We start from the raw sequence: 26,965 nt of genomic DNA on the forward strand, positions 1-26,965 counted from the left end.
CCCGGACAACTAGTTGCCATCGGTTGCCGGGCCGGTGGACCCGCGGACCACGAGGTGCGCGTCGAACGTCCTGGACCTGGTGCCGCCGCCGGTCAGCTCGGCGTGCACCGCGTCGACCGCGCAACCGCCGACCTGCTCGGCGGGCCCCGCGATGGTGGTCAACCCGGGCACCACCAGGTCGGCGCCGAAGATGTCGTCGCACCCGACGACGCTGCGGTCCTCCGGCAACCGCAGACCCATGACCTGCAGGCGTTGCATCGCACCGATGGCGACGAGGTCGTTGTAGGCGATGGCCGCGGTGGCCCCGTCCAGGACGAACGCCTCCGCCGCGTCCCGGCCGCCCTCCCTGGTCGGCGGGCGCGGCCCGAGGAACGACGACCGCAAGCCCAAGGACGCGGCTTCGGCGTGCACCGCCCCCCAGCGCTGCCCGTTGATCCACGAATTGCGCGGGCCGGACAGGTAGGCGATGCGCCGGTGCCCGAACGCGGCGAGGTGGCGGACCGCGGTGCGCATCCCGGCCGCGGTGTCCACCACCAGGCTCGGCAGGCCCTCGATCACCCGGTTCACCATCACCAGCGGCCGGTGCCGCGCCAGCTGCCGCACCGAGTCGTCGGCGAGCCGGGAGGTGGCGAGGATCCCGCCGGTCGAATTCGCCAGCAGGTGCCGCAGGTTCCCGGCCTCCACCTGCGGCGACTCGTCGCTGTCGGTGAGCGCCAGCGCGTAGTGCCGCTCGATGGCGCGGGACTGCGCGGCCTTGATCAACCCGGCGTAGCAGGGGTTGGCGATGTCCGTGACGACCAGCATCAACGTGCGGGACCGGCCGGGCGCTTCGGCCCTGGCCAGCGGGCGCGGCTCGTACCCGATCTCCGCCGCCGCGGCCCGGACCAGGTTGCGGGTCGTGGCGCTGACCCGCGACGGATTGTCGAACGCGCGGGACACGGTGGACGCGGCGACGCCGCAGCGCCGCGCCACGTCGTAGATCGTCGGTCTGCGCTCGGCCACCGGCGCCACCTCCTGCTCGGCTCCGATCAATCGACCACGCCGACCGCCGCGATGACAACCCGTCGCCGCGACGTCCCGGCGTTCCCGGTGCCGGGCTCCGCGAGCCGCCGCGGGTTCCTCCCCGGCCCGTTCGCCCGACCCCGTTGGACGAACGGGCCGTGCACCCGGCCGGTCCAGCGGAGGTGCCGTGCACTCGGCGGACCGGGGACCGTCAGGATGGGGAGGCAACCCGTTACAGGACCGGACAGTTCTCGTTGTACGGGGACGACGCTCGGGAGGCTCGCGTGACCTGGATGATCTACGGTGCGACCGGCTACACGGGGCGGCTCATCGCGGAGCGCGCCGTCGACCGGGGACAGCGCCCGGTGCTGGCCGGGCGGGACCCGGCGAAGGTGGCGCGCGCCGCCACGCCGCTCGGCCTGCCCTACCGCGTGTTCGACCTGCGCGACGAGCGGGCCGCCACGACCGCGCTCGCCGACGTCGACCTGGTGGCGCACTGCGCGGGCCCGTTCTCGGCGACCTCCGCGCCGATGGTCTCGGCGTGCCTGGCCACCGGGACGCACTACGTGGACATCACCGGCGAGATCGACGTGTTCGAGTCGGTGGCCGCCCGGCACGAGGACGCGGCGAAGGCCGGCGTGGTGCTGCTGCCCGGATCCGGGTTCGACGTGGTGCCCACCGACTGCCTGGCCGCGCTGGTCGCCGCCGAGCTGCCCACCGCGACCACCCTGGACCTCGCGTTCCAGGCCAGCGGCGGGATCAGCGGCGGCACGCTCAAGAGCGCGCTGGAGGGCGCCGCGCTCGGCGGGCGGGCCCGCATCGACGGCGAGCTGCGCACCGTCCCGATGGGCTGGCGGCACCGGGAAGTGCCGTTCCCGTCCGGTCGCCACGCCGTGACCTCGCTGCCCTGGGGCGACGTGAGCACCGCGTTCCGCAGCACCGGCATCCCGAACATCACCACCTACACCCGGCTGCCCGGCCTGAACCGGCTGGGACCGCGGGCGACGGCCGTCGGCCGCATCGCGCTGGGGAACCCGGTGGCGCAGCGCCTCGGCAAGGCGGCGATCGGTGCGCTGGTGCGCGGCCCCGGCACGGCGCAGCGGGCGCGGAACTGGGTGGAGGTGTACGCGGAAGCCACCGACGACGCCGGGCGTTCGGTCTCGGCGGCGCTGATCGGACCGGACACCTACGAGTTCACCGTCGACTCGGTGCTGCGCACGGTCGCCGCCCTGCTCGCGGGCGGGGTCCGCCCCGGCGCGCACACCCCGTCCACCGCGTTCGGCCCCGACTTCGTCCGCCGCCTGCACGGGGTCCGGATCATCGAGCCCGCCCGCTGACCCGCGGGAACGACCGGACCGCCCGTCCGGAACGGGACGGGCGGTCCGGTCACGTGGTCGGTCAGAGCAGGCCGAAGGTGGATTCGACGACCATCCAGACGCCGAAGACGGCGAACAGGGCGGCCGCCCCGTAGCGGATGAAGCGCTCGGGCAGGTGCTTGCCGAGCAGCAGCCCGACGCCGATGGCCAGCGCGTCCGCCAGCACCATGCCGACCGTCGAACCGATCCAGGTGCCCAGCCAGTCGTGCTGCGAGGCGAGCGTGACGGTCGCCAGCATCGTCTTGTCGCCGAGCTCGGCGAGGAAGAACGCGAGGGTCACCGCGATCACCGCGGAGCGGGCGGTGCGGCCTGCCTTGCTCTTCTCCGCCTCGGTGAGGTGGTCACCGCGCAACGTCCAAGCGGCGAAGCCGAGGAACGCGATTCCGGCGACGAGCCCGATCCACTCGGTCGGCAGCAATGCGCCCATGCCGAATCCGAGCGCGACGGAAGCGGCGTGCACGACGGTCGTGGCGATGGTGATTCCGAGCAGCACCTGCCAGGCCCGGAATCGGGTGGCGAACGTCATCGCCATCAACTGGGACTTGTCGCCGAGTTCGGCCACGAAGATGGCGGCGGAACTGATGGCGAAACTGGCGAACACGGTGGATGCACCTCTCCTGGGGCTGGGATCAGGCACGTCGCGGCCTCGACCCGATGTGCTTTCGGATCGAAGGTCTCGCCCGCCTGCGCTTCGAGAGGCTCCGCGACCGGGCGCGTCGTCGCGCCAGCATGTCGATCGCGAATTGAGGGCTACTCCCCTTCCGGTGCACAGATTACCCATTCCACCGGAACAATCAACACATCACCGGTAGATCGCGGACGCGAATTCAACCGGCCTCCCCGGCTGAAAACACGTTTCGGCGAACCGAAAACCATTCCGGCGGAATGCCGGAAAAGGAGTTCAGCGCACCAGCGCCAGTTCGGTCGGCACCGGCCGGGACACCAGCAGCCCCACCGCCGAGACGGTGTCCACGTCCTGCGCGCCGGGCCCGGTGCCCTCGACGCCGAGCTCGGGGCGCCACCGGGCGGTCTGCACCAGGCCCGGCTCGGCGAGGTCGTAGCCGTTGAACACGCCGCGGAAGGCGTCGGCGCTGCGCCAGGCCGGCCGGCAACCGATGCGGGCGGCCACGTCGCCGAAGCGGTCGACCTGCTCGGGCGTGGCGGTGACCGCGGACAGGTGCGAGACGACGAGCGCGCTGCCCACCGAGCAGGCGTCCCGGTAGGCGGCGACCACCCCGGACAGCTCGTCGTCGTCGGTGATGAACGGCAGCGCCGCCATCGCCAGCACCGCCACCGGCCGGGTGAAGTCGAGCAGGCCGGTGACGCCGGGCGCGGTGAGCACGCTCGCCGGTTCGCACAGGTCGGCCCGGGTCACCGTCACCCCGCGCGCCCCGGCGAGCTGCGCCTCCGCCAGCCGCACCGTGAACGGGTCGGCGTCGACGTAGGCGACGCGCGCGTCCGGGTCGACGCGCTGGGCGGTGCCGTGCACGTCACCGACGGTGGGCAGCCCGGTGCCGAGGTCGAGGAACTGGTCGATGCCGCGCTCGGCGAGGTGGCGCACCGCGCGGCCGAGGAACGCGTGCAGCACGCGGATGTGCTCGGGGAGGTTCGGCAGCACCGGTGCGAGGTCCGCGGCGAACTCGCGGTCCAGCTCGAAGTGCGCGGTGCCGCCGAGCAGGTGATCGCACACGCGCGCCATCGACGGCAGCTCGGGTCCGCCCGGCCCCGCCAGCCCTCGTCGCCCGTCCGCGTCGCAACGCGTGCCCATCGCCCACCCCCAGGTTCGCGAACCTCCCCAGCCTAGATCGTCGGGGCACGCCCCGACAGGGAATCGGCGCGCGTGGGCCGGGTCACCGGGCGTCGGGGGAACAACCGGCGGCCGCGGCGGCGTTGCAGCACGCGGTGCTCCCCCGCTCCTCTCCTCGGGCGGGGGAGATCACGGCACGAGGTGGTCGGAGTCCCGCGCGTCGGTGATGGCCATGTGCCCGGGTGCGTGGCCGATCGCCAGCGGCGGCGCGGACCGCATCACCGCCGCCTGCGGCGTCACCCCGCAGGCCCAGAACACCGGGACCTCTCCCGGCCGCACCTCCACCGCTTCCCCGAAGTCCGGCGCGTCCAGGTCCCGCACCCCCAGTTCACCGGGCGAGCCGACGTGCACCGGTGCCCCGTGCACCGCCGGGTAGCGGGACGTCACCCGGACCGCGGTCGCGACCTGCTCGGCGGGGATCGGCCGCATCGACACCACCAGCGGCCCGGAGAGCTTCCCGGCGGGGCGGCATTCGCGGTTCGTCCGGTACATCGGCACGTTGCGCCCCTGTTCGAGGTGCCGGACGGGCACGCCGGCCTCCAGCAGCGCGGCCTCGAAGGTGAAGCTGCAGCCGATGAGGAACGACACCAGGTCGTCCCGCCACAACCCGGTGATGTCGCCGAGCTCCTCGACGAGCGCGCCGTCCCGGTACACCCGGTAGGCGGGCAGGTCGGTGCGCAGGTCGCCGTCGAAGATCGACGCCGCGGTCTCGCCGGGCTCGGTGACGTCCAGCACCGGGCAGGACCGCGGGTTGCGCTGGGCGAACAGCAGGAAGTCGTAGGCCTGCGCCCGGGGAAGCACCAGCAGGTTGGCCTGCGTCCACCCGGCGGAACACCCCGCGGTGGGGGTGCGCAGGCCGGCGCGGAACTCGGCCCTGGCCTGGCTCGGGGTCAGCTCGGCTGGTCGCATCGGGATCACCTCTCGGTTCGGCGGAATCGGATGCGCTGCCCGGGACGGGCTTGAGCGGCGCGGTCCACCTCGGCGGCGAGCAGCACCGCGATCACCGGGTACCCGCCGGTCACCGGGTGGTCGGCGAGGAACAGCGTGGGGCGCCCGGACGGCGGCACCTGCAGCGAGCCGAGCGCCATGCCCTCGCTGGGCAGCTCGTCGTCGCGGCACCGGGTCAGCTCGGGACCGTCGAGGCGCATGCCGACCCGGTCGATCTCGGCGCTGACCTCGAACTCCGCGCCGAGTAGCGCCGCGAGCGCGTAGTCGGTGAACCAGTCCGCCCGCGGCCCCGGCACGACGTCGAGCACCAGCTGCCCGTCGCGGGCGCGCACCGGGGCCTGGTCGATCACCGGGAACTCCCGCGGCGCGGGCCCGACCGGGAGCCGGGTGCCCGCGGCCAGCCGCGGCGGCCCGAGCCCGGAGAGCACGTCGGTGGCGCGGGACCCCAGCACCGGTTCGACGGCGATGCCACCGCGCACCGCCACGTAGCCGCGGAGCCCGCGCGCCGGTGTCCCGAGCCGCAGCAGCGCTCCCGCGCGGACCCGCAGCACGGTGTTCACCGGTTCGGCCCGCCCGTCGACGGTGATCGGCCCGTCCGCGCCGGTGACCGCGACGGTCACGTCCCGTTCGGGCCGCAGCACCAGCCCGCCGAAGGTGGTCTCGATGCCCGCGGCGCCCTCGGGGTTGCCGACGAGCCGGTTCGCCAGCCGCAACGCACCCCGGTCGGCGGCACCGGAGACGCCGACCCCGATGCCCGCGTGGCCGGGGCGGCCCAGGTCCTGCACGGTCGCCAGCGGACCCGGCGCGACGACCTCGATCACGAGACCTCCTCGAACCGGACGCGCACCCCGGGCCGCAGCAGCGCGGGCGGTTCCCGGTCGGTGCGCCAGACCTCCAGGTCGGTGCGGCCGATGAGCTGCCAGCCGCCCGGCGATTCCCGCGGGTAGACACCGCTGAACTCCCCGGCGAGCCCGACCGCGCCCGCGGGCACCCTGGTGCGCGATTCGCCCCGCCGCGGGACGGCGAGCTTCGGGGAACCCCCGGTGAGGTAGCCGAACCCGGGGGCGAACCCGCCGAAGGCGACGGTCCAGGTGCTGCCGGTGTGCTCGCGCACCACGTCGCGTTCGGTGAGCCCGGTCAGCTCGGCGACGGCGGCGAGGTCGGCGCCGTCGTAGACCACCGGCACCCGCAGCAGCCCGCCCTCGCCGCCGCCGCGTTCGCCGGGCCGGGCCTCGCGGACGGCGCGCTCGACGGCGTCCGGGTCGGCCCGCTCCGGGTCGAGCGCCAGCAGCAGCGTGCGGGCGGCGGGCACCAGGTCGACGACGCCGGGCGGGGTGTCGGCGCGCAGCGCGGCGTGCAGCGCCTGCACCGCGGGCAGGTCGTCCAGTTCCACCAGCAGCCCGGAGTCGGCGCAGCGCAGCACCCGCGGTCCGCTCATCGCGCACCGCCGGCGGCGAAGGGGGCGAGGTCGATCCCGGCGTCCCGCAACCGGTCCCGCACGGTCTCGGCGATGGCGACCGCGCCGGGGCTGTCGCCGTGCACGCAGATCGAGTCGGCGGCCACGGTGATCTCGCTGCCGTCGATCGCCTCGATCGGTTCGCCGCCGGCGATGCGCAGGCAGCGCCGCGCGATCAGTTCCGGGTCGTGCAGCACCGCGCCCGGTTCGCGGCGGGAGACCAGGGTCCCCTCCGGCGTGTAGGCGCGGTCGGCGAACGCCTCCCGGTACGTGGTCAGCCCGGCCTCGGCGGCGCGGGACAGGAAGCTGGAGCCGGGCAGGCCGAGCACCGCGAGCCGCGGATCGTAGGCGGTCACGGCCTCGACGACGGCCGCGGCCTGCTCCTCGTGGCGCACGATGGCGTTGTACAGCGCCCCGTGCGGTTTCACGTACCGCACCGCGGTGCCTTCGACGCGGGCGAGGCCGTCGAGGGCGGCCAGCTGGTACAGCACCTCGTCGGTGAGCTCGCGCGGCGGCACGTCGATGAACCGGCGGCCGAACCCGGCGAGGTCCCGGTAGCCGACCTGGGCGCCGACCGACACGTTCCCGGCCGCGGCCCGCGCGCAGGCGCGGCGGATCACCCCCGGGTCCCCCGCGTGGAACCCGCATGCCACGTTCGCGCTGGTCACCACGCCCAGCAGCGCGTCGTCGTCGCCGAGCTCCCAGCGGCCGAAACCTTCGGCGAGGTCCGAGTTCAGGTCGATGCGCACGTCCCCTCCATTCACTGCCACAGCTGCGCCATCGCGCCGAGCGAGTTCACCCCGAAGTACAACGACAGCAGCCAGGCCAGCACGCCGATCACCAGCAGCCACCGCGGGTACCGGTACCCGCCGAGCAGGTCCCGGCGCCGCGCCCCGACCCACAGCAGCACGCCGAACCCGACCGGCAGGATCAGCCCGTTGAGCGCGCCCGCCAGCACCAGCAGCGTCGTCGGCGCCTGGTCCAGCAGCAGGAACACGACGGTGGACAGCGCGATGAACCCGACGACCAGCCAGCTGCGGGCCCGCTGCAGCGCCGGGGAGAAGGTCACCACGAACGACACCGAGGTGTAGGCGGCACCGACGACCGAGGTGATCGCCGCCGCCCACATGATCAGCCCGAACAGCCGGAGCCCGATCTCCCCGGCCGCGTGCTGGAACGCCTCCGCGGTCGGGTTGCCGGAACCGAGCGTGGCGCCCGCGGCGACCACGCCGAGCACCGCGAGGAACAGCACCGCCCGCATCACGCCGGTGACCAGCAGCGACAGCACCGATCCGCGGCTGACCTCGACGATGCGCTCCGGCCCGGTGACTCCGGCGTCGACGAGCCGGTGCGCGCCCGCGTAGGTGATGTAGCCGCCGACGGTGCCGCCGATGAGGGTGGTGACGGCGAGGAAGTCGACCCGGTCCGGCAGCACCGCCTGCTTCAGCGCCTCCCCCACCGGCGGGTCGGACACGACGGCGACGTAGCAGGTCAGCGCGATCATGAGCACGCCGAGCACGACCACGATCCGGTCCATCGCGACCCCGGCCCGCTTGCTCAGGAAGATCCCGATGGCCAGCAGCGCGGAGAGCCCGCCGCCGAGCTTCGCGTCCATCCCGACCATGGCGTCCAGGCCGAGCGCGGTGCCGGAGACGTTGGCGATGTTGAACACGAGCCCGCCGAACACGACGAGCGCGGCGATCGCGTAGCCCAACCCGGGCAGCACCGCGTTGCCGAGGTCTTGGGCGCGCATGCCGGAGACGCCGATGATGCGCCACACGTTGAGCTGCACCGCGATGTCGATGAGCACGGACAGCACGATCACGAAGGCGAACGCGGCGCCGAGCCGCACGGTGAAGTCGGTGGTCTGGGTGATGAACCCGGGGCCGATGGCGCTGGTGGCCATCAGGAAGACCGCCCCGATCAGCGCGCCGCGGTGGGCGCCGGTCTTGGTGGTGGTGCCGCTCATGCAGTGTCCTCCCGGCCTCCGGCCTGCCGCGCCGCCGTCCGCAGCGCTGGGGTTTCCCCGCCGGCCGGGTCGCCGGCCGCGCGGTGTCGCCACGATAGGGGCCGTTCGGCGAGGGATCAATAGTGCGTTCCTACATTCCCCATGTTCAACGTTCGATCGTTCAACAATCCTGCGGTAGCGTGTCGTCGGATCGTCGGACGTGCCCGCGGGCCGCCGCGGATACACTGCGGTTTCCGATCAACCCCGGGAGAGGCATGACCAGCGCGCAGTGGGTCGACCGGCTGGCAGCGGACCGGTCCCTGCTCGAACGGACCAGCACCGTCGAGCGCGTCACCGACCTGCTGCGGCAACGCATCATCCAAGGCGAACTGCCGCCCGGCACCCAGCTCTCCGAGGTCAGCGCGAAGGACGCGCTCGGCGTCTCCCGCAACACGCTGCGCGAGGCGTTCCGGCTGCTCGGCCACGAACGGCTGCTGGTGCACGAGATGCACAAGGGCGTCGCGGTGCGCAAACCCAGCAGCGCCGACGTCGCCGACCTGTACCGGCTGCGCCGCATCATCGAGGTCGGCGCTGTGCGCCACGCCGCCACCACCAAGCGCGAACTGGTCGCCGCGGTGGCCCGCGCGGTGCGCGCCGGCGAGCAGGCCGCCGCCGACGGCGACTGGAGCGAGGTCGGCACCGCCAACATGCGGTTCCACGAAGCGCTCGTCGGGCTCGCCGACAGCCCCCGGATCAACGACGCGATGGCCGGGCTGCTCGCCGAGCTGCGGCTCGCGTTCCACGTGATGTCCACCGACGAGCGGGGCGGGCTCGACCCGCAGCGCACCCGCGGCTTCTACGAGAGCTACGTGGAGCGCAATCGCGCCATCGCCGACCAGGTCGCCGCGGGCGAGCTGGAGGCCGCGGCCTCCGCGCTGGAGACCTACCTCGCCGACGCCGAAACCCAGCTGATCACCGCCTACGCGGAACGCACCTGACCGAGCGGCAGGACTCAGTCGACGAGCCTGCGGCGCATCGCGGTGTAGGCCAGCAGCCACATCAGCGCCGCGAACAGCAGCAGCGCACCCACGTGCAGCAGGTCAACGCCCGGGCGCAGGCCGAACGAGGCGTCCCGCACCAGCTCCACGCAGTGGTACAGCGGGTTGAACGCGGCCACCGTCCCCGCCCAGCCCGGCAGCTGGTCGATCGGGAAGAACGTGCCCGCCACCAGGAACAGCGGCGTGATCACCGCGCTCACGATGTAGTTGAACGAGTCGATCGACGGCACCACCGCCGAGCACCAGATGCCGAACAGCGCGAACCCCAGCCCCGTGATCAACCCGACCAGCGGCACCAGCAGCATGCCCGGCGCCGGGTCGAGCCCGAACACCATCGCCACCAGCAGCGGCGCGCACCCGTACACCCCGGACTTGGTGGCGATCCACAGCGCCTCGGCCGCGACGAGCTCGTGCACGTCGACCGGCGCGGCCAGCATCGCGTCGTAGGAGTGCTGGAACTTGCGCCGCACGAACGTGGTGAACATCCCGGCGAACGCGCTGGTGAACAGCACCGACGTCGCCACCACCCCGGTGCCGAGGAACTCGATGTAGGGCAGCCCGCGGATGGTCGCGATCAGCGAGCCGAGCCCGAAGCCGAACGCCAGCAGGTAGATCGTCGGCTCCACCACCGAGGAGAACGTGCTGGACAACCAGTACCGCCGGTACAGCGTCAGCTCCCGCCGCCACACCCCGGCGAACGCGGCCAGTTCGAAGGTGCGCAGCCGCTGCGGCGTGGTGCTCATTCCACGGCCTCCCCGGTGAGCGAGACGAACACGTCCTCCAGGTTGCTCACCCGGCGGTGCCCGGTGCCGAGCCGCGCCGCCACCGGCTCCGGCATCAGCTCGGCGCGCAGCACCGAGACGGCGGGCCCGGTGCGCCGGGTGCTGAGCCCGGCCTCGCGGGTGATCGTCTCCACTTCGACGAGCCGCGCGGGCGGGCCGTAGTACTCGACGACGTCCTGCCCCGCGTGCTGCAGGCGCAACTCGTCGGGGGTGCCGGTGGCGATGACGCGGCCCCCGGACATCACCGCCACGTCGTCGGCGAGGCGCTCGGCCTCCTCGATGTAGTGCGTCGACATGAGCACCGTGACGCCGTCCGAGCGCAGCGCGTCGATCAGCGCCCACAGCTCCTGGCGCACCTGCGGGTCCAGGCCCACGGTCGGCTCGTCGAGCAGCACCAGCCGCGGCGAGTGCACCAGGCCGCGGGCGATGAGCAACCTGCGGCGCATCCCGCCGGAGAGCTCGTCGGTCTTGGTGTCGGCCCGCTTGCGCAGCTGCGCGAGGTCCAGCGCGCGCAGCACCGCCGCCGCCCGGTCGGCCCGCGGCACCCGGTACAGGTGCGCGAAGACCTCCAGGTTCTGCCGGGCGGTGAGCTCCTCGTCCAGGTTGTCCAGCTGCGGCACCACGCCCATCGCGGTGCGCGCCCGCTTCGACTCGCGCGGGACCCGGAAGCCGAGCACCTCGATCTCCCCGGCGTCCGCCCTGGTCTGCGCGGTGATCAGGCGCATCGTGGTGGACTTGCCCGCACCGTTGGGCCCGAGCAGTCCCAGGCAGGTCCCGGCGGTGACGGTCAGGTCGAGGCCGTCCACGGCGGTGATCTCGCCGTAGCGCTTCACCACGCCGCGCAGCGCCAGCGCGGATGACGTCCTCGTCGCGACACGCTGCCGTGCGGTCATGCGCGTTCCCCCCAGGTGGCCCGTGGACTCCGCCAACCGTACCGACGCGGCCCGGCCGACCGGCGCAACCGCGGAGATCGCCGCGCGGCGCGGCGATCCCGGCGGCGGCTCGTACCTCCTGGCAGGGCCGCCGCCCCGCGGACCGCTAGGCGAGCCCGGCGAACAGGTCCTGCTCGGCGCCGTGCGGTCCGGTGCCCGGACCGCGTTCGCCGCGCACCAGCAGGAAGTGCTCGACGGCGAACTCGGGGCGGCGCACCACCTGGCCGAAGAAGCCGTCTTCGTCGATGTTCACCTGGCTGCGGTAGTGGCGCAACGCCGCCAGCTTCGCCTCGTGGTGCGCGGCGCCGTCCAGCACCGCGGTGATCTCCTCGTCGGGCATGGTGTTCGGCTTGAACTCGGTGATCCCGGCCTCCCGCACCCGTTCCGCGAACGAGTCGGGCAGCACCGTCCAGTACACCTTCGGCACCTGCCAGGCCGCGCCGAGCTCCGGGGCGAACTCGGGGTCGGCGGCCGGGTCGAGCGCGTTCATCAGCGCCCGGTGCGCGGCGATGTGGTCGGGGTGGCCGTAGCCGCCGAAGTCGTCGTAGGTGATCGCGACGTGCGGACGTTCGGCGCGCAGCAGCGCGACCATCTGCCGGGTGACCTCCACCGGGTCGGCGGCGGCGAACACCCCGTCCTCGTGGTTGCTGTCCAGCCCGGCCATGCCGCTGTCGCGCCAGCGGCCGGGGCCGCCCAGCCAGTGGTGGCGGATGTCGCCGAGCTCGGTGAGCGCGGTCGCGATCTCGCCGCGGCGGTGCTCGCCGAGCGCGTCCGGAGCGCCCCGCAGATGGGCGAGGTCGTCGGCGACGACCTCGCCGAGTTCTCCGCTGGTGCAGGTCACCAGGGTCACGGTGGTGCCGTCCGCCGCGTAGCGGGCCATGGTGGCGCCGGTGGCGGTGGCTTCGTCGTCGGGGTGGGCGTGGACCAGTAGCAAGCGGCGGTCGCTCATGCTTTCGAGAGTAGCCAACTCCACCGACCAGGGCGGCGGAGTCCGCCGCCCGCCCGCCGGCCGGCCGTCACAGCCGGTCCGACAGCACCACCCACACCGGACCGGACGCGAACGGCAGCGGTTCGCCGGACGCCGTCGTGTACGTGGTGCCCACGTCGGCGGAGGGCCGGGACCAGCGCGCGTCGAAGGCCTTCCCGTCGCGCAGCACCACGGCCCGGCCGGAGCCCACCGTCGCGGCGTGCGGCGAGGCGCTGCCCGCCACGTCCTTCATCGCCGAGTCCCGCACCTCGACCTGCTGCAGCACGACGGTGCCCGCGCCGAGCCGCCCGCTGTCCGCCGCCGTCGCGGGCGCGCCGTCCATCGACACCAGCCAGCGCCGCTGCTCCGGCGACCAGGTGAAACCGGTGGAGGCCGCCCGGTAGTCGACCTGCGCGGAGGTGCGCGGCGCACCTCCCGCCGGGGCGGGCCCGAACGCCAGCGGCGCCTTCGGCGACCAGCCGGCGCCCGCGGGCAGCTCGCCGGGGCGGACGTAGAGGTTGTGCGGCACCGGCTTGCCGGTCCCGCGGAAGAACGCACGGGGCGCCTGCTCCGGCTGGACCGCTTCGAGCGGCGCGGCGTTCAGCGCCGGCAGCAGTTCCGGGGCCGCGCCGGAGAACGCCAGCGTCGGCCTGCCGTACTGGGCGAGCAGTTCCAGGTCGGTCTCGCGGGCGCTGCGCACCGGCCCGACGACGGGCGGCCGCTGCTTCCCGAACACGGCGACGAGCCTGCTCAGGCCACCTTCGACCGGTTCGACGACGACCACGTCCGCGGCGCCGATGCCGGTCGGCGGCCGGGCTTCCGGGGCGTTGTCGATCTTCACCGCGAGCACCGGGTCGTCGCTGCCGGGAGCTCCTCCGGCGGGCGCCGGTTCGGCGGTGGGCGGAGCCGCGCCCTGCGGGGCGTCCGGGGCGCGCTGCGTCCGCGCGGGCTGGCAGGCGAGACCACCCGCCAGCACGGTCACCAGCACCGCGAGCAGCACCACCGCTCGTCCGAGAAATCCGCGGTTCCGCACCATCGCCCACCCCTCACTCGAACACCCAGAGTGCCCCTCTTTCGGGTGACGAGCAAGGTTCGCAAGGCCCTGACCAGGTGTTGTTCATGAAAGGACTACCTCCGACGGTCACGATCAGTGCACCGTTCCGACCAGTAGCCGCCCCACCCACCAGCGCCCACCCGCGAACCGCACCGGAGTGAACGGACCGTCCGACCAACGGGACGGGACGAACGGTCCGTTCACCTCCCCGAACACGAGTCAACGGACCGTCCGACCAACCACACCGGACGAACGGTCCGTTCACCCTCCGCGGAACACGAGTGAACGGACCGTCCGTCCAACGAGATGGGACGAACGGTCCGTTCACTCCTCCAGCGGTGTGCCGGGTCAGCCGCCCAGCAGCTTGTCCGGCGTGATCGGCAGGTCCCGGACCCGGATGCCGGTGGCGTGGTGCACCGCGTTCGCGATGGCAGCGGGCGAACCCACGATGCCGATCTCGCCGACGCCGCGGCTGCCCATCGGGTTCGAATGCGGGTCGTGCTCGTCGAGCCAGCTGACCTCGATGTCGGCGACGTCGGCGTGCGCGGCGACGTGGTACTGCGCGAGGTCGTGGTTGATGACGTGCCCGAACTGCGGGTCGAGGACGCTGTGCTCGAACAGCGCCATGGACATGCCCATGGTGATGCCGCCGAGCAGCTGCGACCGCACGAGCCGCGGGTTCACGACCCGCCCCACGGAGAACACGCCGAGCAGCCGCGGCACCCGCACCTCACCGGTGTCGGCGTTGACGCGGACTTCGGCGAAGTGCGCGCCGAACGAGTGGATGGCGTACCGCTGCTCGTCCGGCTCCTCGGGCATCGCGCCGTCGGCTTCGTCGCCGTCGGCGGGGTCGTGGCCGAACTTCTCCCGGAACCGCCGGGCCGCTTCGACGACGGTCGTCCCCCAGGAGGTGAGCCCGGAGGAGCCGCCTTCGACGGTGGCGGTGGGCAGCGCGGTGTCGCCGAGCTCCAAGTCCACATCGGACACCGGGCGGTCCAGCGCGTCGGCGGCGATCTGGGTGAGCGCGGTCCGGGTGCCGGTGCCGATGTCGGCGGCGCCGATGCGCACCTCGTAGCGCCCGTCGCGGTACCGGACGGTGGCGGTGGAGCCGGGCATCTTGTAGCCGGGATAGGTGGCGCTCGCGACGCCGGTGCCGACCAGCCAGTCCCCGTCCCGCGCGGACCGCGGCGCCGGGTCGCGGCCGGCCCAGCCGAACCGTTCGGCGCCTTCGCGCAGGCATTCGGCGAGGTGCCGCGCGGAGTGCGGCAGCCCGGTGGCGGGATCGACGGCGGGTTCGTTGCGGCAGCGCAGGTCGATCGGGTCGATCCCGCAGGCTTCGGCGAGTTCGTCCACTGCGGACTCGGTGGCGAACATGCCGGGTGCTTCGCCGGGTGCGCGCATCCAGAACGGGACGGGGACGTCGAGCGCCGCGAGCCGGTGCGTGGTGCGGCGGTTCGGCGCGGCGTAGACGGTGCGGGTGCCGACGGCGGTCTGTTCGGCGAACTCCTGCACGGTGGAGGTCTGCTCGACGACGTCGTGGGTGACGAGCTCCAGCTTCCCGTCGCGGTCCGCGCCGAGCCGCACGTGCTGGATGGTGGGCGTGCGGTAGCCGACGAGCGCGAACATCTGCTGCCGGGTCAGCGCGAGCTTCACCGGCCGCCCGCCCGCGACCCGGGCGGCGAGCGCGGCGAGCGCGTTGTGCGCGTGCGCGGTGCCCTTGGAGCCGAAGCCGCCGCCGACGTGCGGGGCGAGCACCCGGATCCGTTCCGGGTCGAGCCCGAGCACCGGCGCGAGCCGCGACCGCATCTGGTGCACGCCCTGCGTCGAGTCGTACATCGTGAGCACGCCGCCGCGCCAGGTCGCGATGGTGGCGTGCGGTTCCATCGGGTTGTTGTGCTCCATCGGCGTCGTGTAGGTCGCGTCCACCACGACCGCCGGTTCCGCGCCGTCCGGGTCGCCGTCGCGCGTGTCGGCGGCGAACGACGGGTTGACCACCTCCGGCGCGTAGAGCGCGTCGTCGTCGCCGCGCAGCACCACGTGGTGCGGTTCCCGCCGGTAGTCGACGCGCACCAGGTCCGCGGCCTGCCGCGCGATCTCGGGGGTCTCGGCGAGCACCGCGCCGATGAGCTGGCCCCGGAACGCGACCTCCGGGGATTGCAGCACCCACAGCTCGGCGTCGGAGTCGGTCGCCAGCCGGGGCGCGTTCTCGTGGGTGAGCACCGTCGCGACGCCGTCGAGGTCTTCGGCGGCGTGCACGTCGATGTCCTCGATCCGGCCGCGCGCGATCGTCGCCTGCACCGGATGCACGTACAGCGGGTCGGGCACGGGGTGCTCGAACGCGTAGCGCGCGGTGCCGTTGATCTTGTCCGGGCCGTCCAGCCGTTCCAGCGGGGCGCCGATCGCCCGTGGCCGCAGCAGGTCCGTCATCGCGCCTCCTCCACCAGGTCCCGCAGCACGGCGACGAGCGTCCCGCGGGTCATCGGTACCTTGTACGCGTTGCCGCTGAGCGGTTCGGCCGCGGCCAGTTCGGCGTCCGCGGCCGCGCGGAACGCCTGCTCGCCGACGGGCGCGCCGCGCAGGGCCCCTTCGGCGCGGGTGGCCCGCCACGGCTTGTGCGCGACCCCGCCGAGCGCGATCCGCGCGTTGCGCACCCGGCCGTCCGCGACGTCCAGGTCGGCGGCGACCGAGACGAGCGCGAACGCGTACGACGCCCGCTCCCGCACCTTCCGGTAGACCGAGCGCGGCGCGCTGCCCGGCAGGTCGACCGCGGTGATCAACTCGCCGTGGCGCAGCACCGAGTCCCGCTGCGGCTCGTCACCCGGCAGCCGGTGGAACTCGACGACCGGCACCGCGCGTTCTCCCTCCGGGCCCTGCACCCGCACCTGCGCGTCCAGCGCCGCCATCGCCACCGCCATGTCGGAGGGGTGCGTGGCCACGCACTCCGGGGAGGCGCCGAAGATCGCCGCGTCGCGGTGGTGCCCGCCGATCGCCGAGCACCCCGCCCCCGGATCGCGCTTGTTGCACGGGGTCGTCACGTCCTGGAAGTACGGGCACCGGGTGCGCTGCAGCAGGTTCCCGCCGGTGGTGGCGGCGTTGCGCAGCTGCCCCGAGGCGCCCGCCAGCAGCGCCTGCGCCAACGCCGGGAACCGGCTGCGCACCAGCGGGTGGGCCGCGAGGTCGCTGTTGCGCACCCCCGCCCCCACCCGCAACCCGCCGTCCGGGAGCTCCCGCACCTCGTCCAGCGGCAGCCGCGACACGTCCACCAGCAGCTCCGGCGCACTCACCCCCAATTTCAGGTGGTCGACGAGGTTCGTGCCGCCCGCGAGGAACACCGCTCCCGGGTTCCGCGCCACGGTCGCCACCGCGCCCGCCGCGTCGTCCGGGCGCACGTAGTCGAACGGGTTCATCGCGATCCCTCCCGCCGGGCCGCGTCGCGGATCGCGGCGACGATGTTCACGTAGGCGCCGCAGCGGCACAGGTTCCCGCTCATCCGCTCCCGGATCTCCGCGTCGTCGAGCTCCTCGAACCCGGCGGCGACGTCCGCGGTCGCGTGGCTCGGCCTGCCGTCGGCGGCCTCGGCGAGCATCCCCACCGCCGAGCACACCTGGCCCGGGGTGCAGTACCCGCACTGGAACGCGTCGTGCTCCAGGAACGCCTGAGCGACCGGGTGCACCTCCCGCCCGGCCGGCGGTCGTCCCGGCGCCGCCACGAGACCGGCGGCACCCGCGCCGCCGGACCCGGGAACGACCTCCCACGTCGGTTCACCGTCCACCGACCGGGCGTCCCGACCGCCGGAGTCCCCCGCCGCGGCACCGGCGGGCCCGCCCGGGCCCGTTCCCGCCTCAGCGGACTCCGAAGTACCGCTTCCCGCGAGCCGCCCCGTGCCGGATTCCGCCGCAGCGCCTCCGGCTCCCGGCCCGGCAGCAGATCCGCCGACACCCGGGGCGACCCCGCCAGGTTCGGCGGCACCCGGTCCAGGTTCGGCGGCACCCCGCCCGCCCCCGGCGGGTCCACCGGCTCCAGGCCCACCAGCGGCAGGTCCGACCACCCCCAGCCCGGCAGCGGTGATGATCTCCGCGCCATCAGCGGCCACCGCCAGCAACAGGCAGGTCAGCACCCGCCGCCCGTCCACCAGCGCCGTGCACGCCCCGCACTGCCCGTGGTCGCAGCCCTTCTTCAGCGAGACCACCCCCAAGTGCTCGCGCAACCCGTCCAGCACGGTCACCCGAGGCTCCACCTCGAGCCCGCACCGCACCCCGTCCACCGACCAAGCGATCTCCATCGACGTCCCCTCCCCGAAAGAGCTCCCCCGCCAGGGTGAGGGGCGTCGCGGCCGAACGCGCGCCGCAGAGCGCTCGGCGCACGCGCGTTCGCCGCGGTGCGGCCGTCCGGGAAGCGTGCCGTACGGTCGTCGGCATGGCTGTCGAGCGGCCGGCGGTGGCGTCCAGTGCGGGCGTGCGCAAGAGCATGCGCGCCAACAAGGGGCGGGACACGAAACCGGAGCTCGCGCTGCGCAGAGCGGTGCACGCGCTGGGGTTGCGCTACCGGGTCTCCACCCGCCCGCTCGCCGAGCTGCGGCGGACCGCTGATCTGACGTTCACCCGCGCCAAGGTCGCCGTGTTCCTGGACGGCTGCTTCTGGCACGGCTGCCCCGAGCACCACACCAAATCCGCGACGAACGCGGCGTTCTGGGCGGAGAAGGTGCGGCGCAACCGGGAACGCGACCGGGAGACGGACCGCTTGTTGGCGGAGGCGGGATGGTCCGTCATCCGCATCTGGGAGCACGAGGCCCCGGACGACGGGGCGGCCCGGGTCGAACGAGCCGTCCGCGGCCGCCGCGTGGAGGTGGCCGGCCCGCGGGCGTCGCGTTCCCCGGAGTGACACCCATCCCGGGTGCACTCGGCGCCCGGGACTCTTCGGGATCCTCGGTACGAGCTTCCCGCGCGGGAGGTCTTCGGGGGCCTCGGCGATGAGGGCGAGGGCATCGAGCGGCGGGGCGGGCGTCGTGCTCCCCGGCGGAGGTCTAGCTCGACGGCCGGGTGGGGGCCGTGGTTCGAGCGGAACGCGTCGGTGGCGGTTCTGCGCGGTGGAACACGTGCAGTCCGCAGTGGACGGAAGTCAGGCCGCGTCGGCGGCGAGTTCGGCGGCGCGGGCGGCGACGCGGAGTTCGCGGCGCTCGCTTTCGCTGAGGCCGCCCCAGATCCCGGACAGGTCCGCGTTGCCGAGCGCGTAGCGCAGGCATTCCTCGCGCACCTCGCAGGAACCGCAGATGCGCTTGGCCATCTTCCCGGACTGACCCTTCTCCGGGAAGAACGCGTCCGGGTCGGACTGGGCGCACAGCGCCGACTGGTACCAGTCGGCCGCACCGGTCGGGGCGGTGATCGCGTCGATGATCTTGATCATTCGTACCTCTCATTCGTGCGGATCAGCACGGGTCGGAATTGCTCGTGTTCAGCGGCCGGGACCGGCCAGGTCGCGCACGCACGTTTCGCAGCGGGACCACTCGTCGAGCTTGCTGCCGAATGCGGGAACGGTCACGCATCCGCACAAGGCCACTCGGCCGTCCACTCCGCCTATGCGGACTTGGCGGGCATCAGCGGGCACGTGGTGCAGCACCTTCTGCAGAAGACCAGGCCACCAGCGCACGGCTTCGTTCATATTCACTTCTTCCCGAGGGGCGATCCGAGGCACGGCGAGAGGCCGCGCGGGATCGAGCGGAAGTTCGGATGCGCCGCGGAATCGCGGGGCGGACTCGCCCGGCGGAAGCGGCGGAAAACGGAGCGGCGCAGCGACGCTAAGCGCGCGTCGGCACCGGTCTCCGCGCGCCGGCGCGACAGCGACCGGAGGTCACATCACCGCAGCTCAGCGCATTGTCCGGGGCGTTCGGCGCGCCGGTCGTCCCGGATCCGCGCAGCCCGGGGCGGGGCAGCGGACGGCGGGATTCGACCGGCCGCCACCGCGGGCGGTCGGGCACCTGATTCCGGCCCAGCAACTCTTCTCCTGTTCGGCATCTCGTGCGCCGGACCGGGCGAAGCCCCGAACCACCCGATCCGGCTGAAAGAGGGGCTCACGCGACGGTGCGACGACTCATCGCGGAGCGAAATGAATTCCGAGAACCGCCCGGTCAGCGACCGGACGAACCACCGCACAGCGCTACCCCTGCGAACGAAACTGCCGCTGCACGACGCGGTGGCCACCGGAACGCGGTGCTATGTCACGAGTTCCGGCGACCGCCACTTTAACCACAACATTCGGAGTTGTCCAGCAACCCATTTCGAACGCATCACGGCGCATTACCGAGCGCCCCGCGAAATCCGAAGTGGACGGGCGGTGACCGGTACCGGATCAGCTCCGCCACGCCTCCCTGCCGTGCATCACCAACGCGTAGACCACCAGCACGTCCACCACGATCGCCACCGAGGACCACAGCGGCGAGGCGGCGAACAGCACGACGTTCGCCAGCACGCTCAGCACCGCCAGCACGACCGCGACCACCCGCGCCCAGGTCCGGCCGCCGAACAGGCCCATCCCCACGGCGGCCAGCACCACGCCCAGCAGCAGGAAACCGAGGCCGACGCCGTAGAGGTCGAGCCGCACCCACTCGCCGCCGGGCGTGAGGTAGGTGGTGCCCGAGCGGGCCAGCGCGAACAGGCCGTTGACGATCTGCACGACTCCGGTCAGCACCAGCATGAACGCGGCGAAGTACACCCAGCCCACCCAACCGGTGGGGCGCTGCCGGGGATGCGGGACGAGCGTAGCCATGACGACCTCCGAGGCGGGACCTCCGATCACCACGCTGCCCCGCCCGGCAGCGCGAACCCAGGGCCGAAAGCCCCATTCCGATTTCTTGCCGGTGTCACCGGTTCGGCGGTACCGTGAGCAACCTCGGCCCTGGTCGAGCGCCCGGATCAGGCCCCGCGCGCCGCGGTCGCGGTCGGCTCGGCACTCCCGCGCAGCGCCGCGGAACGGAGATCTGGTGAACGCATTCCCTCCCCTGCCCGGCACCGGCTTCCACCGCACCGGAGCCCAGGTGGAGACGGAACGGCTGCTGGGGGCGCTGGCCGCCGACATGCGCGAGTACGCCATCTTCGCCCTCGACGCGGACGGCCGGGTCACCACCTGGAACCGCGATGCCCAGCTGATCAAGCAGTACACCAGCGAGGAGATCATCGGCAGGCACTTCTCCACGTTCTACCCGGCGGAGTACGTCGAATCCGGCTACCCGACCTGGGAGTTGGAGCAGGCGGCCGCGCACGGCTTCTTCATCGACCGCGGCTGGCGGCTGCGCAAGGACGGTTCCGCGTTCTGGGCACACGTGGTGATCACCGCGCAGCGCACCACCGACGGCACCCTCGACGGGTTCATCAAGGTGACCAGGGACGAATCGGAGGCGTTCGCCCAGCGCGAGCGCTCGGACCGCCGCTTCACCGACCTGTTCCAGCTGGCGCCGACGGGCATCGCGCTGCTCGACGAGCGGGACCGGGTCCTCGACGCCAACGGCGCGCTGTGCGAACTGCTCGGGTACCGCCCGCACGGCCTGGCGGCCGCCGAGCTGATGCACCCGCTGGACGGGGTGGCGGGGCTGGTGCCGCGCGCGGTGCCGCCGGGCCACGACCGGGCGCCCGGGTCGGTGGCGCAGCGGCGGCTGGCGCAGGCGGGCGGGCAGCCGATGTGGTGCGAGGTGCGGTGCGCGGCGTCGGTGGACCACGACGGGAACCGGTTCTGGCTGGCCGTGTTCCAGGACCTCACCGAGCAGGTGCGGCGCACCGAGACCTTGCACTTCCAGGCGACCCACGACCAGCCGACCGGCCTGCTGAACCGGCGCGGCGTCAACGAAGTGCTCGCGCCGTTGCTGTCCGCCGACACCGCGGGCCGGGTCGGGGTGCTGTTCTGCGACCTGGACAACTTCAAGCGGTTCAACGATTCGCTGGGCCACGACGCGGGGGACGAGCTGATGGCGACGCTCGCGCGGCGGCTGGTCGACGAGCTGCCCGAGTCGTGCACGCCGGCCCGGCTGTACGGCGACGAATTCCTCGTCATCTGCTCGAACCTGCCGGGCTGCGGCGGCATGGAGGCGCTGCACCGCACGGTCTCGGACATCCTGTGCGCGACGACGCCGCTGCGCGGCAGGCTGCTCAGCGTCACGGCCACCTTCGGCGCGGCGACCGCGCAGGACGGCATCACCCCGGCGGAGCTCATCCGGTCGGCGGACGCGGCGATGTTGCAGGCGAAGCGGCGCGGGCACGGCCGCACCGCGCCCGCGAGCGCGCCCGCGCGGCTGGCGCTGGAGGAGGAACTGCGGGAGGCGTTGGCCCACGACGGCCTGGAGCTGCACTTCCAGCCGGTGTTCCGCCGCGACGGCTCCATCACGCTCGCCGAGGCGCTGGTGCGCTGGCCGCACCCGGAGCGCGGCCTGCTGCGGCCGGACACGATCCTGCCGGTCGCCACCCAGGGCGGGATGCTCGCGGACCTGGACCGCTGGGTGCTGCGGGCGGCGCTGCGCGAGGCGACGGGCTGGCAGCGCATCGGCGGCCGCGCACCCGGTGTCGCGGTGAACCTCTCCGGGCTCTCGCCGGAGGACGACGGCTTCCACGAGGAGATCACCTCGGAGATCGCCGCCAGCGGCATCGAACCGGGCCGGGTCGTGCTGGAGATGGTGGAGACGGTGCTGGTGGAGCTGCCCGCGCGGCCGCGGGGCGTGATGAGCGGGCTCGCCCGCGACGGGGTGCGGTTCGCGATGGACGACTTCGGGACCGGCTACTCGTCGCTGGCGCGGCTCAAGGACCTGCCCACCCAGATCGTGAAGCTGGACCGCCGGTTCGTCTCCGGGATGGGCACCGATCCGGTGGACCTGGGCATCACCCGCGCGGTCATCGAGCTGTCGCACGCGATGGGCCGGATGTGCATCGCGGAAGGCGTGGAGAACACCACCCAGCACGACCTGCTCGACCACCTCGGCGTGGACGCCTACCAGGGTTTCCTGTTCGCCCACCCGGCCCCGGCCGAGAACCTGCGCGCGCTGCTGGCCGACTCCGCCCGCGCCTGACCTAGTACGACGAGGGCCGCACCGGAACACCGGTGCGGCCCTCGTCGCGCGCGTCGGGCGTCAGGCGCGTTGCGGCTCCTTGAGGCCGGAGCCGATCCCGGTGAGGGAGCGGACCTCCATCTCGGCCTGCTTGACCGGGTCCTGGTCTTTCTTGCCGAGCAGGGTGCCGAGGAAACCGGCCAGGAAGCCCAGCGGGATGGACACGATGCCCGGGTTGGTGAGCGGGAACAGGTCGAAGTCGGCGCTGGGGAACATCGCCGAAGGCCGTCCCGACACCGCGGGCGAGAACGCGATGAGCACGATGCACGACACGAGGCCGGTGTACATCGACCACAACGTCCCGGTGGTGTTGAAGCGCCGCCAGAACAGCGAGTACAGCATCGTCGGCAGGTTCGCCGAGGCGGCCAGCGCCAGCGCCAGCGACACCATGAACGCCGCGTTCTGCCCGATGGCCGCGATGCCGCCGACGGTGGAGAGCACGCCGACCACGAGCGCGGTGAGGCGGGCGACCCGGATCTCGGAGCCGGTGTCGGCCTTGCCGCGCTTGATGATGTTCGCGTAGACGTCGTGCGCGAACGAGGCGGACGCGGTGAGCGTGAGGCCCGCGACGACCGCGAGGATCGTGGCGAACGCGATCGCGGCGACCACGCCCAGCAGCCAGGAACCGCCGATGCGGTGGGCCAGCAGCAGCGCCGCCGAGTTCTCCCCGCCGGGCGCGTTGGTGATCGCGTCTGAACCGACCAGCGCGGTCGCGCCGAAGCCGAGCAGCATCGTCGCCAGGTAGAACACGATCATCGTCCAGGTGATCCACACGACCGAGCGGCGCGCCTCGCGGGCGCTGGGCACCGTGTAGAACCGCATCATGATGTGCGGCAGGCAGGAGATGCCCAGCACGATCGCCATCGCCAGCGAGATGAAGTCGATCCGCGACAGCGAGGTCTGGCCGTACTGAGCGCCCGGCTCCAGCAGCGCCTGGCCGAGCGGGCTGTTGGCCGCCGCCTGCTCCAGCAGGCCGGAGAGGTCGTAGGAGAAGCGGCCGATCAGGAACACGGCCATCAGCGACACGCAGATCAGCAACAGCGTGGCCTTGATGATCTGCACCCAGGTGGTGCCCTTCATGCCGCCGACCAGCACGTAGAAGATCATGATGAGGCCGACGGCGACGACGACCATCGCCTGCCCGAACTTGCTCTGCACGTCCAGCAGCAGCGCGACGAGACCACCGGCGCTCGCCATCTGCGCGACCATGTAGAAGAACGAGATGACCAGCGTCGTGTTCGCGGCGGCCGCGCGGACGGGCCGTTGCCGCATCCGGTAACCGATCACGTCGCCCATCGTGAACCGCCCGGTGTTGCGCACCAGTTCGGCGATGAGCATCAGTTCGATCAGCCACGCCACGAGGAACCCGACGGAGTAGAGGAACCCGTCGTACCCGTGCACGGCGATGGCCCCGGCGACGCCGAGGAACGAGGCGGCGGAGAGCCAGTCACCGGCCAGCGCGATGCCGTTCTGCGCACCGGTGAGGTTGCCGCCCGCCACGTAGTAGTCGGAGGCGGTCGTGTTCCGGTTCGACACCCGGTACACCACGAACAGCGTCAGCAGCACGAATCCGGCGAAGACGCTGACGGTGGTCGTCGGGTCGCCGACGGCCCCGGCCGCGATGGTGGTCGTCATCAGCGGTCGGCCCCTTCCTGCTCGCGCAGCTGGTCCACCAGCGGATCGATGCGCCTGCGCACGTACCGCCCGTAGAGCACGGTGACGATCGCGGTGGTGACGAACTGGAGCAGGCCCAGCACGATGCCCATGTTCACGTAGCCGTACACCTGCCGGCTCATGAAGTCCTCGGCGTAGGCGCCGAGCGCGACGTAGGTGAAGTACCAAGCGAGGACGAGCAGCGTCACCGGGAACACGAACCACCGGAATCGACGCCGGACCGCGACGAAATCGTCGCTTTCCTGAATTGCGGCGAAATCGGTTCCACCCGAGTTCGCGGGGCGCCGGAGGCTGTGTTTCGAGATGTTGCCGAATCGTGGCTCGGCGTACTGACCGTCAAGCCGGTCTCGGCTTCGGTTCTCCGACGTTCGGGGCATGCTGTGGATCCTTCGGGCTTGCTCGCGCGTCAAGGAATCCGGAGTCTATCCCCTCGGGGCCAAAGAAACACGCGCGGGCACTATCCGAACTTCCAGCTACATCAGCGCAAATAATTGGTCTCGAAATGGTCACAACATTGGTCACGGGACCAACACGATGCGCTACACGGCGTAACCGAGACTGAGGCGTTTTGTAATTAATACGTACGTTTCGCCCGACTCGAACGGGCACTTTCCCGTGCGTAGCAAGGCCCTTCCCGCCCACCAGCAGCGATCACGAATCGTGACGGGTGATCCGGACCGCAGCGCACCCCGCCTCGATTGTTCGCCAATTTCCCGTTTGACCAGGCAGGTAGCATCTCGAATTCGTGCGCCCCTCACGTGCCGGGGCGCGTTTCCGGTACCAGCCACCGGAACCCTTGCACCAAGGAGGTTTACTTGTGACAGTGCGTGACGGATTCTCGGTCGTTGCGCCACCGACCTGGAACCGTTGGCTAGTCCCACCCGCCGCGCTGGCCATCCATCTTTCCATCGGGCAGGCCTACGCGTGGAGCGTTTTCAAAAGCCCGCTGGAATCGAGCCTCCAGATTTCCGGGACCGGTAGCGCGCTGCCGTTCCAGGTGGCCATCTTCTTCCTCGGGCTGTCGGCGGCGTTCGGCGGCAAGTTCGTGGAGTCCCGCGGCCCGCGCTGGGCCATGCTGGTCTCCACCATCGCCTTCGCCTCGGGCTTCCTGATCTCCGCCCTGGGCATGTACCTGGGGCAGTACTGGCTCGTCGTCGTCGGGTACGGCGTGGTCGGTGGCATCGGCCTCGGGATCGGGTACATCGCACCGGTGTCGACGCTGATGAAGTGGTTCCCGGACCGCCCAGGTCTGGCCACGGGCATCGCCATCATGGGCTTCGGCGGCGGCGCGATCATCGCCTCGCCGTGGTCGACCGCGATGCTCGACGCCTTCGGCAAGACCACCAGCGGCATCGGCAGCACGTTCCTGGTGCACGGCATCGTCTACGCCGTGTTCATGACGCTCGGCATCCTGCTGGTCCGGGTTCCCCCGCCGGGCTGGACCCCGCCGGGCTGGACCCCTGCCGCCGCGGCCAAGAGCACCAACCCCATCAAGGTCTCGGCCAACAACGCGCTCCGCACGCCGCAGTTCTGGCTGCTGTGGATCGTGCTGTGCCTGAACGTGACCGCGGGCATCGGGATCCTGCAGAAGGCCTCCCCGATGATCCAGGACTTCTTCGCGGGGACCAGCACTCCGGTGGCCGTCGCCGCGGCGACCGGGTTCGTGTCCCTGCTGTCCCTGGCCAACATGGGTGGCCGCTTCGCGTGGTCGGCGCTGTCCGACCGCACCGGGCGCAAGAACATCTATCGGGTCTACCTCGGAGTGGGTGCGCTCGCGTACCTGCTGCTGCTGTTCGCGGGAGACAGCAGCGTCGCGCTGTTCGTCGTCGCCGCCATGCTGATCATGTCGTTCTACGGGGCGGGCTTCGCGACGATCCCCGCCTACCTGAAGGACCTGTTCGGCACCTTCGAGGTCGGCGCCATCCACGGCAGGCTGCTCACCGCCTGGTCGGTGGCGGGCGTGCTCGGGCCGGCCATCGTGGACGCGCTCGCCGACTCCGGCGAGGCCGCGGGCAAGTCCGGTGCGGACCTGTACACGGTGTCGTTCTACCTGATGACCGGCGCGCTGGTGATCGGGTTCGTGGCGAACGAGCTGATCCGTCCGGTGCACTCCCGGTTCTACGAGCCGGAGCAGGCCGCGGCGGAGGCCGAGTCCGGTTCCGGCGACGCGGCGGAGACCGCCGAGTCCGAGTCCGCGGACTCCGCGAAGTCCGAGCAGGCCGACGCGGACGACTCCGCGGCGGAGAAGGCCGACGAGTCGACGGACGAGTCGACGGACACCGCGAAGGCGTCCAGCACGTCCGGCGAGCAGAGCAGCTGAGGGGCGAGAGATGACCGAGCAGAAAACCGCACCCGAAGGCGGGATCGGGGTCAAGGCCCTCCTCACCGTGTCCTGGCTGTGGGTGGGCGTCCCGTTCGCGATCGGCGTCTACCAGCTCGTGATCAAGGCGGCGCAGCTGTTCGCGTGAGCGGCGCCGCCCGGTGATCGACCGGGCCCGAAAAGCACTGAGGCCGACCGTCCAGCTGGACGGTCGGCCTCAGTTGTGATCACCCCCGGATCGCGGGGAGTCCCCGGCCCGGGTTCACATCGCCTGGAAGGCGAAGATCAGACCACGCGCACGGACTCGGCCTGCGGGCCCTTCGGGCCCTGCGTGACCTCGAAGGAGACCGTCTGGTTCTCCTCCAGGGTGCGGAAGCCGGCGGCGTCGATGGCCGAGTAGTGGACGAAGACGTCGGGTCCACCCTCGGACGGCTCGATGAAGCCGAAGCCCTTCTCCGAGTTGAACCACTTCACGGTGCCCTGTGCCATGTTCCTGCTCCATCCTGGTAGCTGGTCGGTTCCGGTGCCAGGTCCGGCACCGGGGTCGCGGATCTCA

At 72.4% G+C, this 26,965-nt stretch carries 26 protein-coding genes and 2 pseudogenes; 6 read left to right on the top strand and 22 right to left on the bottom strand.

Features of this window, described 5'->3' with window-relative positions; translation table 11 throughout:
- Nucleotides 1–9: 9 nt before the first annotated feature.
- Complete coding sequence (locus H1226_RS21065; RefSeq protein ID WP_258342191.1) at nt 10–1,002, bottom strand: LacI family DNA-binding transcriptional regulator; 993 nt, start codon at nt 1,000–1,002, stop codon at nt 10–12.
- A gap of 293 nt (nt 1,003–1,295) precedes the next feature.
- On the opposite strand from H1226_RS21065, the gene H1226_RS21070 reads away from it, so the two are divergent.
- On the top strand, nt 1,296–2,339 hold the full coding sequence (locus H1226_RS21070; RefSeq protein WP_258349470.1) for a saccharopine dehydrogenase family protein: 1,044 nt from the start codon (nt 1,296–1,298) through the stop codon (nt 2,337–2,339).
- A 61-nt stretch (nt 2,340–2,400) separates the two neighbouring features.
- Here the strand turns inward: H1226_RS21070 and H1226_RS21075 are convergent, their stop codons facing one another.
- The 7 genes from H1226_RS21075 to H1226_RS21105 form a co-directional block, all read right to left on the bottom strand.
- Nucleotides 2,401–2,979 carry a TMEM165/GDT1 family protein gene (locus tag H1226_RS21075; RefSeq protein ID WP_224956139.1) on the bottom strand — a complete coding sequence of 193 codons (579 nt, stop codon included), beginning with the start codon at nt 2,977–2,979 and terminating at the stop codon, nt 2,401–2,403.
- A 300-nt stretch (nt 2,980–3,279) separates the two neighbouring features.
- Nucleotides 3,280–4,146 (bottom strand): SAM-dependent methyltransferase, encoded by an 867-nt coding sequence (locus H1226_RS21080; RefSeq protein ID WP_258342192.1) that lies wholly within the window; start codon nt 4,144–4,146, stop codon nt 3,280–3,282.
- A 168-nt stretch (nt 4,147–4,314) separates the two neighbouring features.
- The gene (locus H1226_RS21085; RefSeq protein ID WP_258349471.1) at nt 4,315–5,079 is read right to left on the bottom strand and encodes a putative hydro-lyase; all 765 of its coding nucleotides are present in this window, start codon (nt 5,077–5,079) and stop codon (nt 4,315–4,317) included.
- A gap of 20 nt (nt 5,080–5,099) precedes the next feature.
- Nucleotides 5,100–5,954, bottom strand: coding sequence for a 5-oxoprolinase subunit C family protein (locus H1226_RS21090; RefSeq protein ID WP_258342193.1), 855 nt, complete (start codon nt 5,952–5,954; stop codon nt 5,100–5,102).
- Nucleotides 5,951–6,571, bottom strand: a complete 621-nt coding sequence (locus H1226_RS21095; protein ID WP_258342194.1) for a 5-oxoprolinase subunit B family protein — start codon at nt 6,569–6,571, stop codon at nt 5,951–5,953. The genes H1226_RS21090 and H1226_RS21095 overlap by 4 nt, the downstream gene beginning before the upstream one ends.
- Nucleotides 6,568–7,332 (bottom strand): LamB/YcsF family protein, encoded by a 765-nt coding sequence (locus H1226_RS21100; RefSeq protein ID WP_258349472.1) that lies wholly within the window; start codon nt 7,330–7,332, stop codon nt 6,568–6,570. The genes H1226_RS21095 and H1226_RS21100 overlap by 4 nt, the downstream gene beginning before the upstream one ends.
- 17 nt (nt 7,333–7,349) lie before the next feature.
- The gene (locus H1226_RS21105) at nt 7,350–8,558 is read right to left on the bottom strand and encodes an NRAMP family divalent metal transporter (RefSeq protein ID WP_224956135.1); all 1,209 of its coding nucleotides are present in this window, start codon (nt 8,556–8,558) and stop codon (nt 7,350–7,352) included.
- A 254-nt stretch (nt 8,559–8,812) separates the two neighbouring features.
- On the opposite strand from H1226_RS21105, the gene H1226_RS21110 reads away from it, so the two are divergent.
- The gene (locus tag H1226_RS21110; RefSeq protein WP_258342195.1) at nt 8,813–9,535 is read left to right on the top strand and encodes a GntR family transcriptional regulator; all 723 of its coding nucleotides are present in this window, start codon (nt 8,813–8,815) and stop codon (nt 9,533–9,535) included.
- Between the two features lie 14 nt (nt 9,536–9,549).
- Here H1226_RS21110 and H1226_RS21115 read toward each other — a convergent pair whose 3' ends face one another.
- The 8 genes and pseudogenes from H1226_RS21115 to H1226_RS21150 form a co-directional block, all read right to left on the bottom strand.
- The gene (locus H1226_RS21115; RefSeq protein WP_224956133.1) at nt 9,550–10,338 is read right to left on the bottom strand and encodes an ABC transporter permease; all 789 of its coding nucleotides are present in this window, start codon (nt 10,336–10,338) and stop codon (nt 9,550–9,552) included.
- Nucleotides 10,335–11,270, bottom strand: a complete 936-nt coding sequence (locus H1226_RS21120) for an ABC transporter ATP-binding protein (protein ID WP_258342196.1) — start codon at nt 11,268–11,270, stop codon at nt 10,335–10,337. Before H1226_RS21120 ends, H1226_RS21115 begins: the two co-directional genes overlap by 4 nt.
- Before the next feature lie 145 nt (nt 11,271–11,415).
- The gene (gene mshB / locus H1226_RS21125; protein ID WP_258342197.1) at nt 11,416–12,258 is read right to left on the bottom strand and encodes an N-acetyl-1-D-myo-inositol-2-amino-2-deoxy-alpha-D-glucopyranoside deacetylase; all 843 of its coding nucleotides are present in this window, start codon (nt 12,256–12,258) and stop codon (nt 11,416–11,418) included.
- Nucleotides 12,259–12,325: 67 nt separating this feature from the next.
- Entirely contained in the window at nt 12,326–13,312 is a 987-nt protein-coding gene (locus H1226_RS21130) for a DUF3048 domain-containing protein (protein WP_258342198.1), read from the bottom strand.
- Between the two features lie 366 nt (nt 13,313–13,678).
- The gene (locus H1226_RS21135) at nt 13,679–15,757 is read right to left on the bottom strand and encodes a xanthine dehydrogenase family protein molybdopterin-binding subunit (RefSeq protein ID WP_258342199.1); all 2,079 of its coding nucleotides are present in this window, start codon (nt 15,755–15,757) and stop codon (nt 13,679–13,681) included.
- Nucleotides 15,754–16,737, bottom strand: coding sequence for an FAD binding domain-containing protein (locus tag H1226_RS21140; RefSeq protein ID WP_258342200.1), 984 nt, complete (start codon nt 16,735–16,737; stop codon nt 15,754–15,756). The genes H1226_RS21135 and H1226_RS21140 overlap by 4 nt, the downstream gene beginning before the upstream one ends.
- Nucleotides 16,734–17,003 (bottom strand): annotated as a pseudogene (locus H1226_RS21145) (2Fe-2S iron-sulfur cluster-binding protein); the annotation flags it as partial. The gene H1226_RS21140 and the pseudogene H1226_RS21145, both read right to left, overlap by 4 nt.
- A 453-nt stretch (nt 17,004–17,456) precedes the next feature.
- A pseudogene (locus H1226_RS21150) lies at nt 17,457–17,612 on the bottom strand (2Fe-2S iron-sulfur cluster-binding protein); the annotation flags it as partial.
- 134 nt (nt 17,613–17,746) lie between these two features.
- Here H1226_RS21150 and H1226_RS21155 point away from each other — a divergent pair.
- Complete coding sequence (locus H1226_RS21155) at nt 17,747–18,211, top strand: very short patch repair endonuclease (protein WP_258342201.1); 465 nt, start codon at nt 17,747–17,749, stop codon at nt 18,209–18,211.
- 237 nt (nt 18,212–18,448) lie between these two features.
- Here H1226_RS21155 and H1226_RS21160 read toward each other — a convergent pair whose 3' ends face one another.
- The 3 genes from H1226_RS21160 to H1226_RS21170 all read right to left on the bottom strand — a co-directional run bounded on the left by H1226_RS21160 (nt 18,449) and on the right by H1226_RS21170 (nt 20,092).
- Complete coding sequence (locus H1226_RS21160; protein ID WP_224965975.1) at nt 18,449–18,733, bottom strand: WhiB family transcriptional regulator; 285 nt, start codon at nt 18,731–18,733, stop codon at nt 18,449–18,451.
- Between the two features lie 48 nt (nt 18,734–18,781).
- Complete coding sequence (locus H1226_RS21165; protein ID WP_258342202.1) at nt 18,782–18,988, bottom strand: hypothetical protein; 207 nt, start codon at nt 18,986–18,988, stop codon at nt 18,782–18,784.
- 687 nt (nt 18,989–19,675) lie between these two features.
- Nucleotides 19,676–20,092 carry a DUF7144 family membrane protein gene (locus H1226_RS21170; protein WP_224965976.1) on the bottom strand — a complete coding sequence of 139 codons (417 nt, stop codon included), beginning with the start codon at nt 20,090–20,092 and terminating at the stop codon, nt 19,676–19,678.
- A gap of 214 nt (nt 20,093–20,306) precedes the next feature.
- Between H1226_RS21170 and H1226_RS21175 the strand changes: the two genes are divergently transcribed.
- Nucleotides 20,307–22,376, top strand: coding sequence for a putative bifunctional diguanylate cyclase/phosphodiesterase (locus tag H1226_RS21175; RefSeq protein ID WP_258342203.1), 2,070 nt, complete (start codon nt 20,307–20,309; stop codon nt 22,374–22,376).
- A 60-nt stretch (nt 22,377–22,436) separates the two neighbouring features.
- Here the strand turns inward: H1226_RS21175 and H1226_RS21180 are convergent, their stop codons facing one another.
- Nucleotides 22,437–24,050, bottom strand: coding sequence for a solute symporter family protein (locus H1226_RS21180; RefSeq protein ID WP_224957831.1), 1,614 nt, complete (start codon nt 24,048–24,050; stop codon nt 22,437–22,439).
- The gene (locus H1226_RS21185; protein ID WP_258342204.1) at nt 24,050–24,466 is read right to left on the bottom strand and encodes a DUF485 domain-containing protein; all 417 of its coding nucleotides are present in this window, start codon (nt 24,464–24,466) and stop codon (nt 24,050–24,052) included. The genes H1226_RS21180 and H1226_RS21185 overlap by 1 nt, the downstream gene beginning before the upstream one ends.
- Before the next feature lie 440 nt (nt 24,467–24,906).
- Here H1226_RS21185 and H1226_RS21190 point away from each other — a divergent pair, with 440 nt between their 5' ends.
- The gene (locus H1226_RS21190; RefSeq protein WP_258342205.1) at nt 24,907–26,409 is read left to right on the top strand and encodes an L-lactate MFS transporter; all 1,503 of its coding nucleotides are present in this window, start codon (nt 24,907–24,909) and stop codon (nt 26,407–26,409) included.
- Between the two features lie 10 nt (nt 26,410–26,419).
- On the top strand, nt 26,420–26,557 hold the full coding sequence (locus H1226_RS21195; RefSeq protein ID WP_224957903.1) for an MFS transporter small subunit: 138 nt from the start codon (nt 26,420–26,422) through the stop codon (nt 26,555–26,557).
- A 137-nt stretch (nt 26,558–26,694) separates the two neighbouring features.
- Here H1226_RS21195 and H1226_RS21200 read toward each other — a convergent pair whose 3' ends face one another.
- Nucleotides 26,695–26,898: a cold-shock protein gene (locus H1226_RS21200; RefSeq protein WP_224957835.1), complete on the bottom strand. Its 204-nt coding sequence runs from the start codon at nt 26,896–26,898 to the stop codon at nt 26,695–26,697.
- Nucleotides 26,899–26,965 lie beyond the last annotated feature (67 nt).

Origin of the sequence: Saccharopolyspora gregorii, from assembly GCF_024734405.1 — a bacterium.
GTDB classification, from domain to species: Bacteria; Actinomycetota; Actinomycetes; order Mycobacteriales; family Pseudonocardiaceae; genus Saccharopolyspora_C; species Saccharopolyspora_C gregorii.

Bases quoted from the DNA above. Each gene is read 5' to 3' on its own strand.
- H1226_RS21130 (WP_258342198.1), bottom strand. From the start codon at position 13,312: ATGGTGCGGAACCGCGGATTTCTCGGACGAGCGGTGGTGCTGCTCGCG.
- H1226_RS21200 (WP_224957835.1), bottom strand. From the start codon at position 26,898: ATGGCACAGGGCACCGTGAAGTGGTTCAACTCGGAGAAGGGCTTCGGC.
- H1226_RS21070 (WP_258349470.1), top strand. From the start codon at position 1,296: ATGATCTACGGTGCGACCGGCTACACGGGGCGGCTCATCGCGGAGCGC.
- H1226_RS21160 (WP_224965975.1), bottom strand. From the start codon at position 18,733: ATGATCAAGATCATCGACGCGATCACCGCCCCGACCGGTGCGGCCGAC.
- mshB (WP_258342197.1), bottom strand. From the start codon at position 12,258: ATGAGCGACCGCCGCTTGCTACTGGTCCACGCCCACCCCGACGACGAA.
- H1226_RS21180 (WP_224957831.1), bottom strand. From the start codon at position 24,050: ATGACGACCACCATCGCGGCCGGGGCCGTCGGCGACCCGACGACCACC.
- H1226_RS21105 (WP_224956135.1), bottom strand. From the start codon at position 8,558: ATGAGCGGCACCACCACCAAGACCGGCGCCCACCGCGGCGCGCTGATC.
- H1226_RS21095 (WP_258342194.1), bottom strand. From the start codon at position 6,571: ATGAGCGGACCGCGGGTGCTGCGCTGCGCCGACTCCGGGCTGCTGGTG.
- H1226_RS21155 (WP_258342201.1), top strand. From the start codon at position 17,747: ATGGCTGTCGAGCGGCCGGCGGTGGCGTCCAGTGCGGGCGTGCGCAAG.
- H1226_RS21135 (WP_258342199.1), bottom strand. From the start codon at position 15,757: ATGACGGACCTGCTGCGGCCACGGGCGATCGGCGCCCCGCTGGAACGG.
- H1226_RS21110 (WP_258342195.1), top strand. From the start codon at position 8,813: ATGACCAGCGCGCAGTGGGTCGACCGGCTGGCAGCGGACCGGTCCCTG.
- H1226_RS21115 (WP_224956133.1), bottom strand. From the start codon at position 10,338: ATGAGCACCACGCCGCAGCGGCTGCGCACCTTCGAACTGGCCGCGTTC.
- H1226_RS21140 (WP_258342200.1), bottom strand. From the start codon at position 16,737: ATGAACCCGTTCGACTACGTGCGCCCGGACGACGCGGCGGGCGCGGTG.
- H1226_RS21195 (WP_224957903.1), top strand. From the start codon at position 26,420: ATGACCGAGCAGAAAACCGCACCCGAAGGCGGGATCGGGGTCAAGGCC.
- H1226_RS21080 (WP_258342192.1), bottom strand. From the start codon at position 4,146: ATGGGCACGCGTTGCGACGCGGACGGGCGACGAGGGCTGGCGGGGCCG.
- H1226_RS21165 (WP_258342202.1), bottom strand. From the start codon at position 18,988: ATGAACGAAGCCGTGCGCTGGTGGCCTGGTCTTCTGCAGAAGGTGCTG.
- H1226_RS21185 (WP_258342204.1), bottom strand. From the start codon at position 24,466: ATGCCCCGAACGTCGGAGAACCGAAGCCGAGACCGGCTTGACGGTCAG.
- H1226_RS21170 (WP_224965976.1), bottom strand. From the start codon at position 20,092: ATGGCTACGCTCGTCCCGCATCCCCGGCAGCGCCCCACCGGTTGGGTG.
- H1226_RS21120 (WP_258342196.1), bottom strand. From the start codon at position 11,270: ATGACCGCACGGCAGCGTGTCGCGACGAGGACGTCATCCGCGCTGGCG.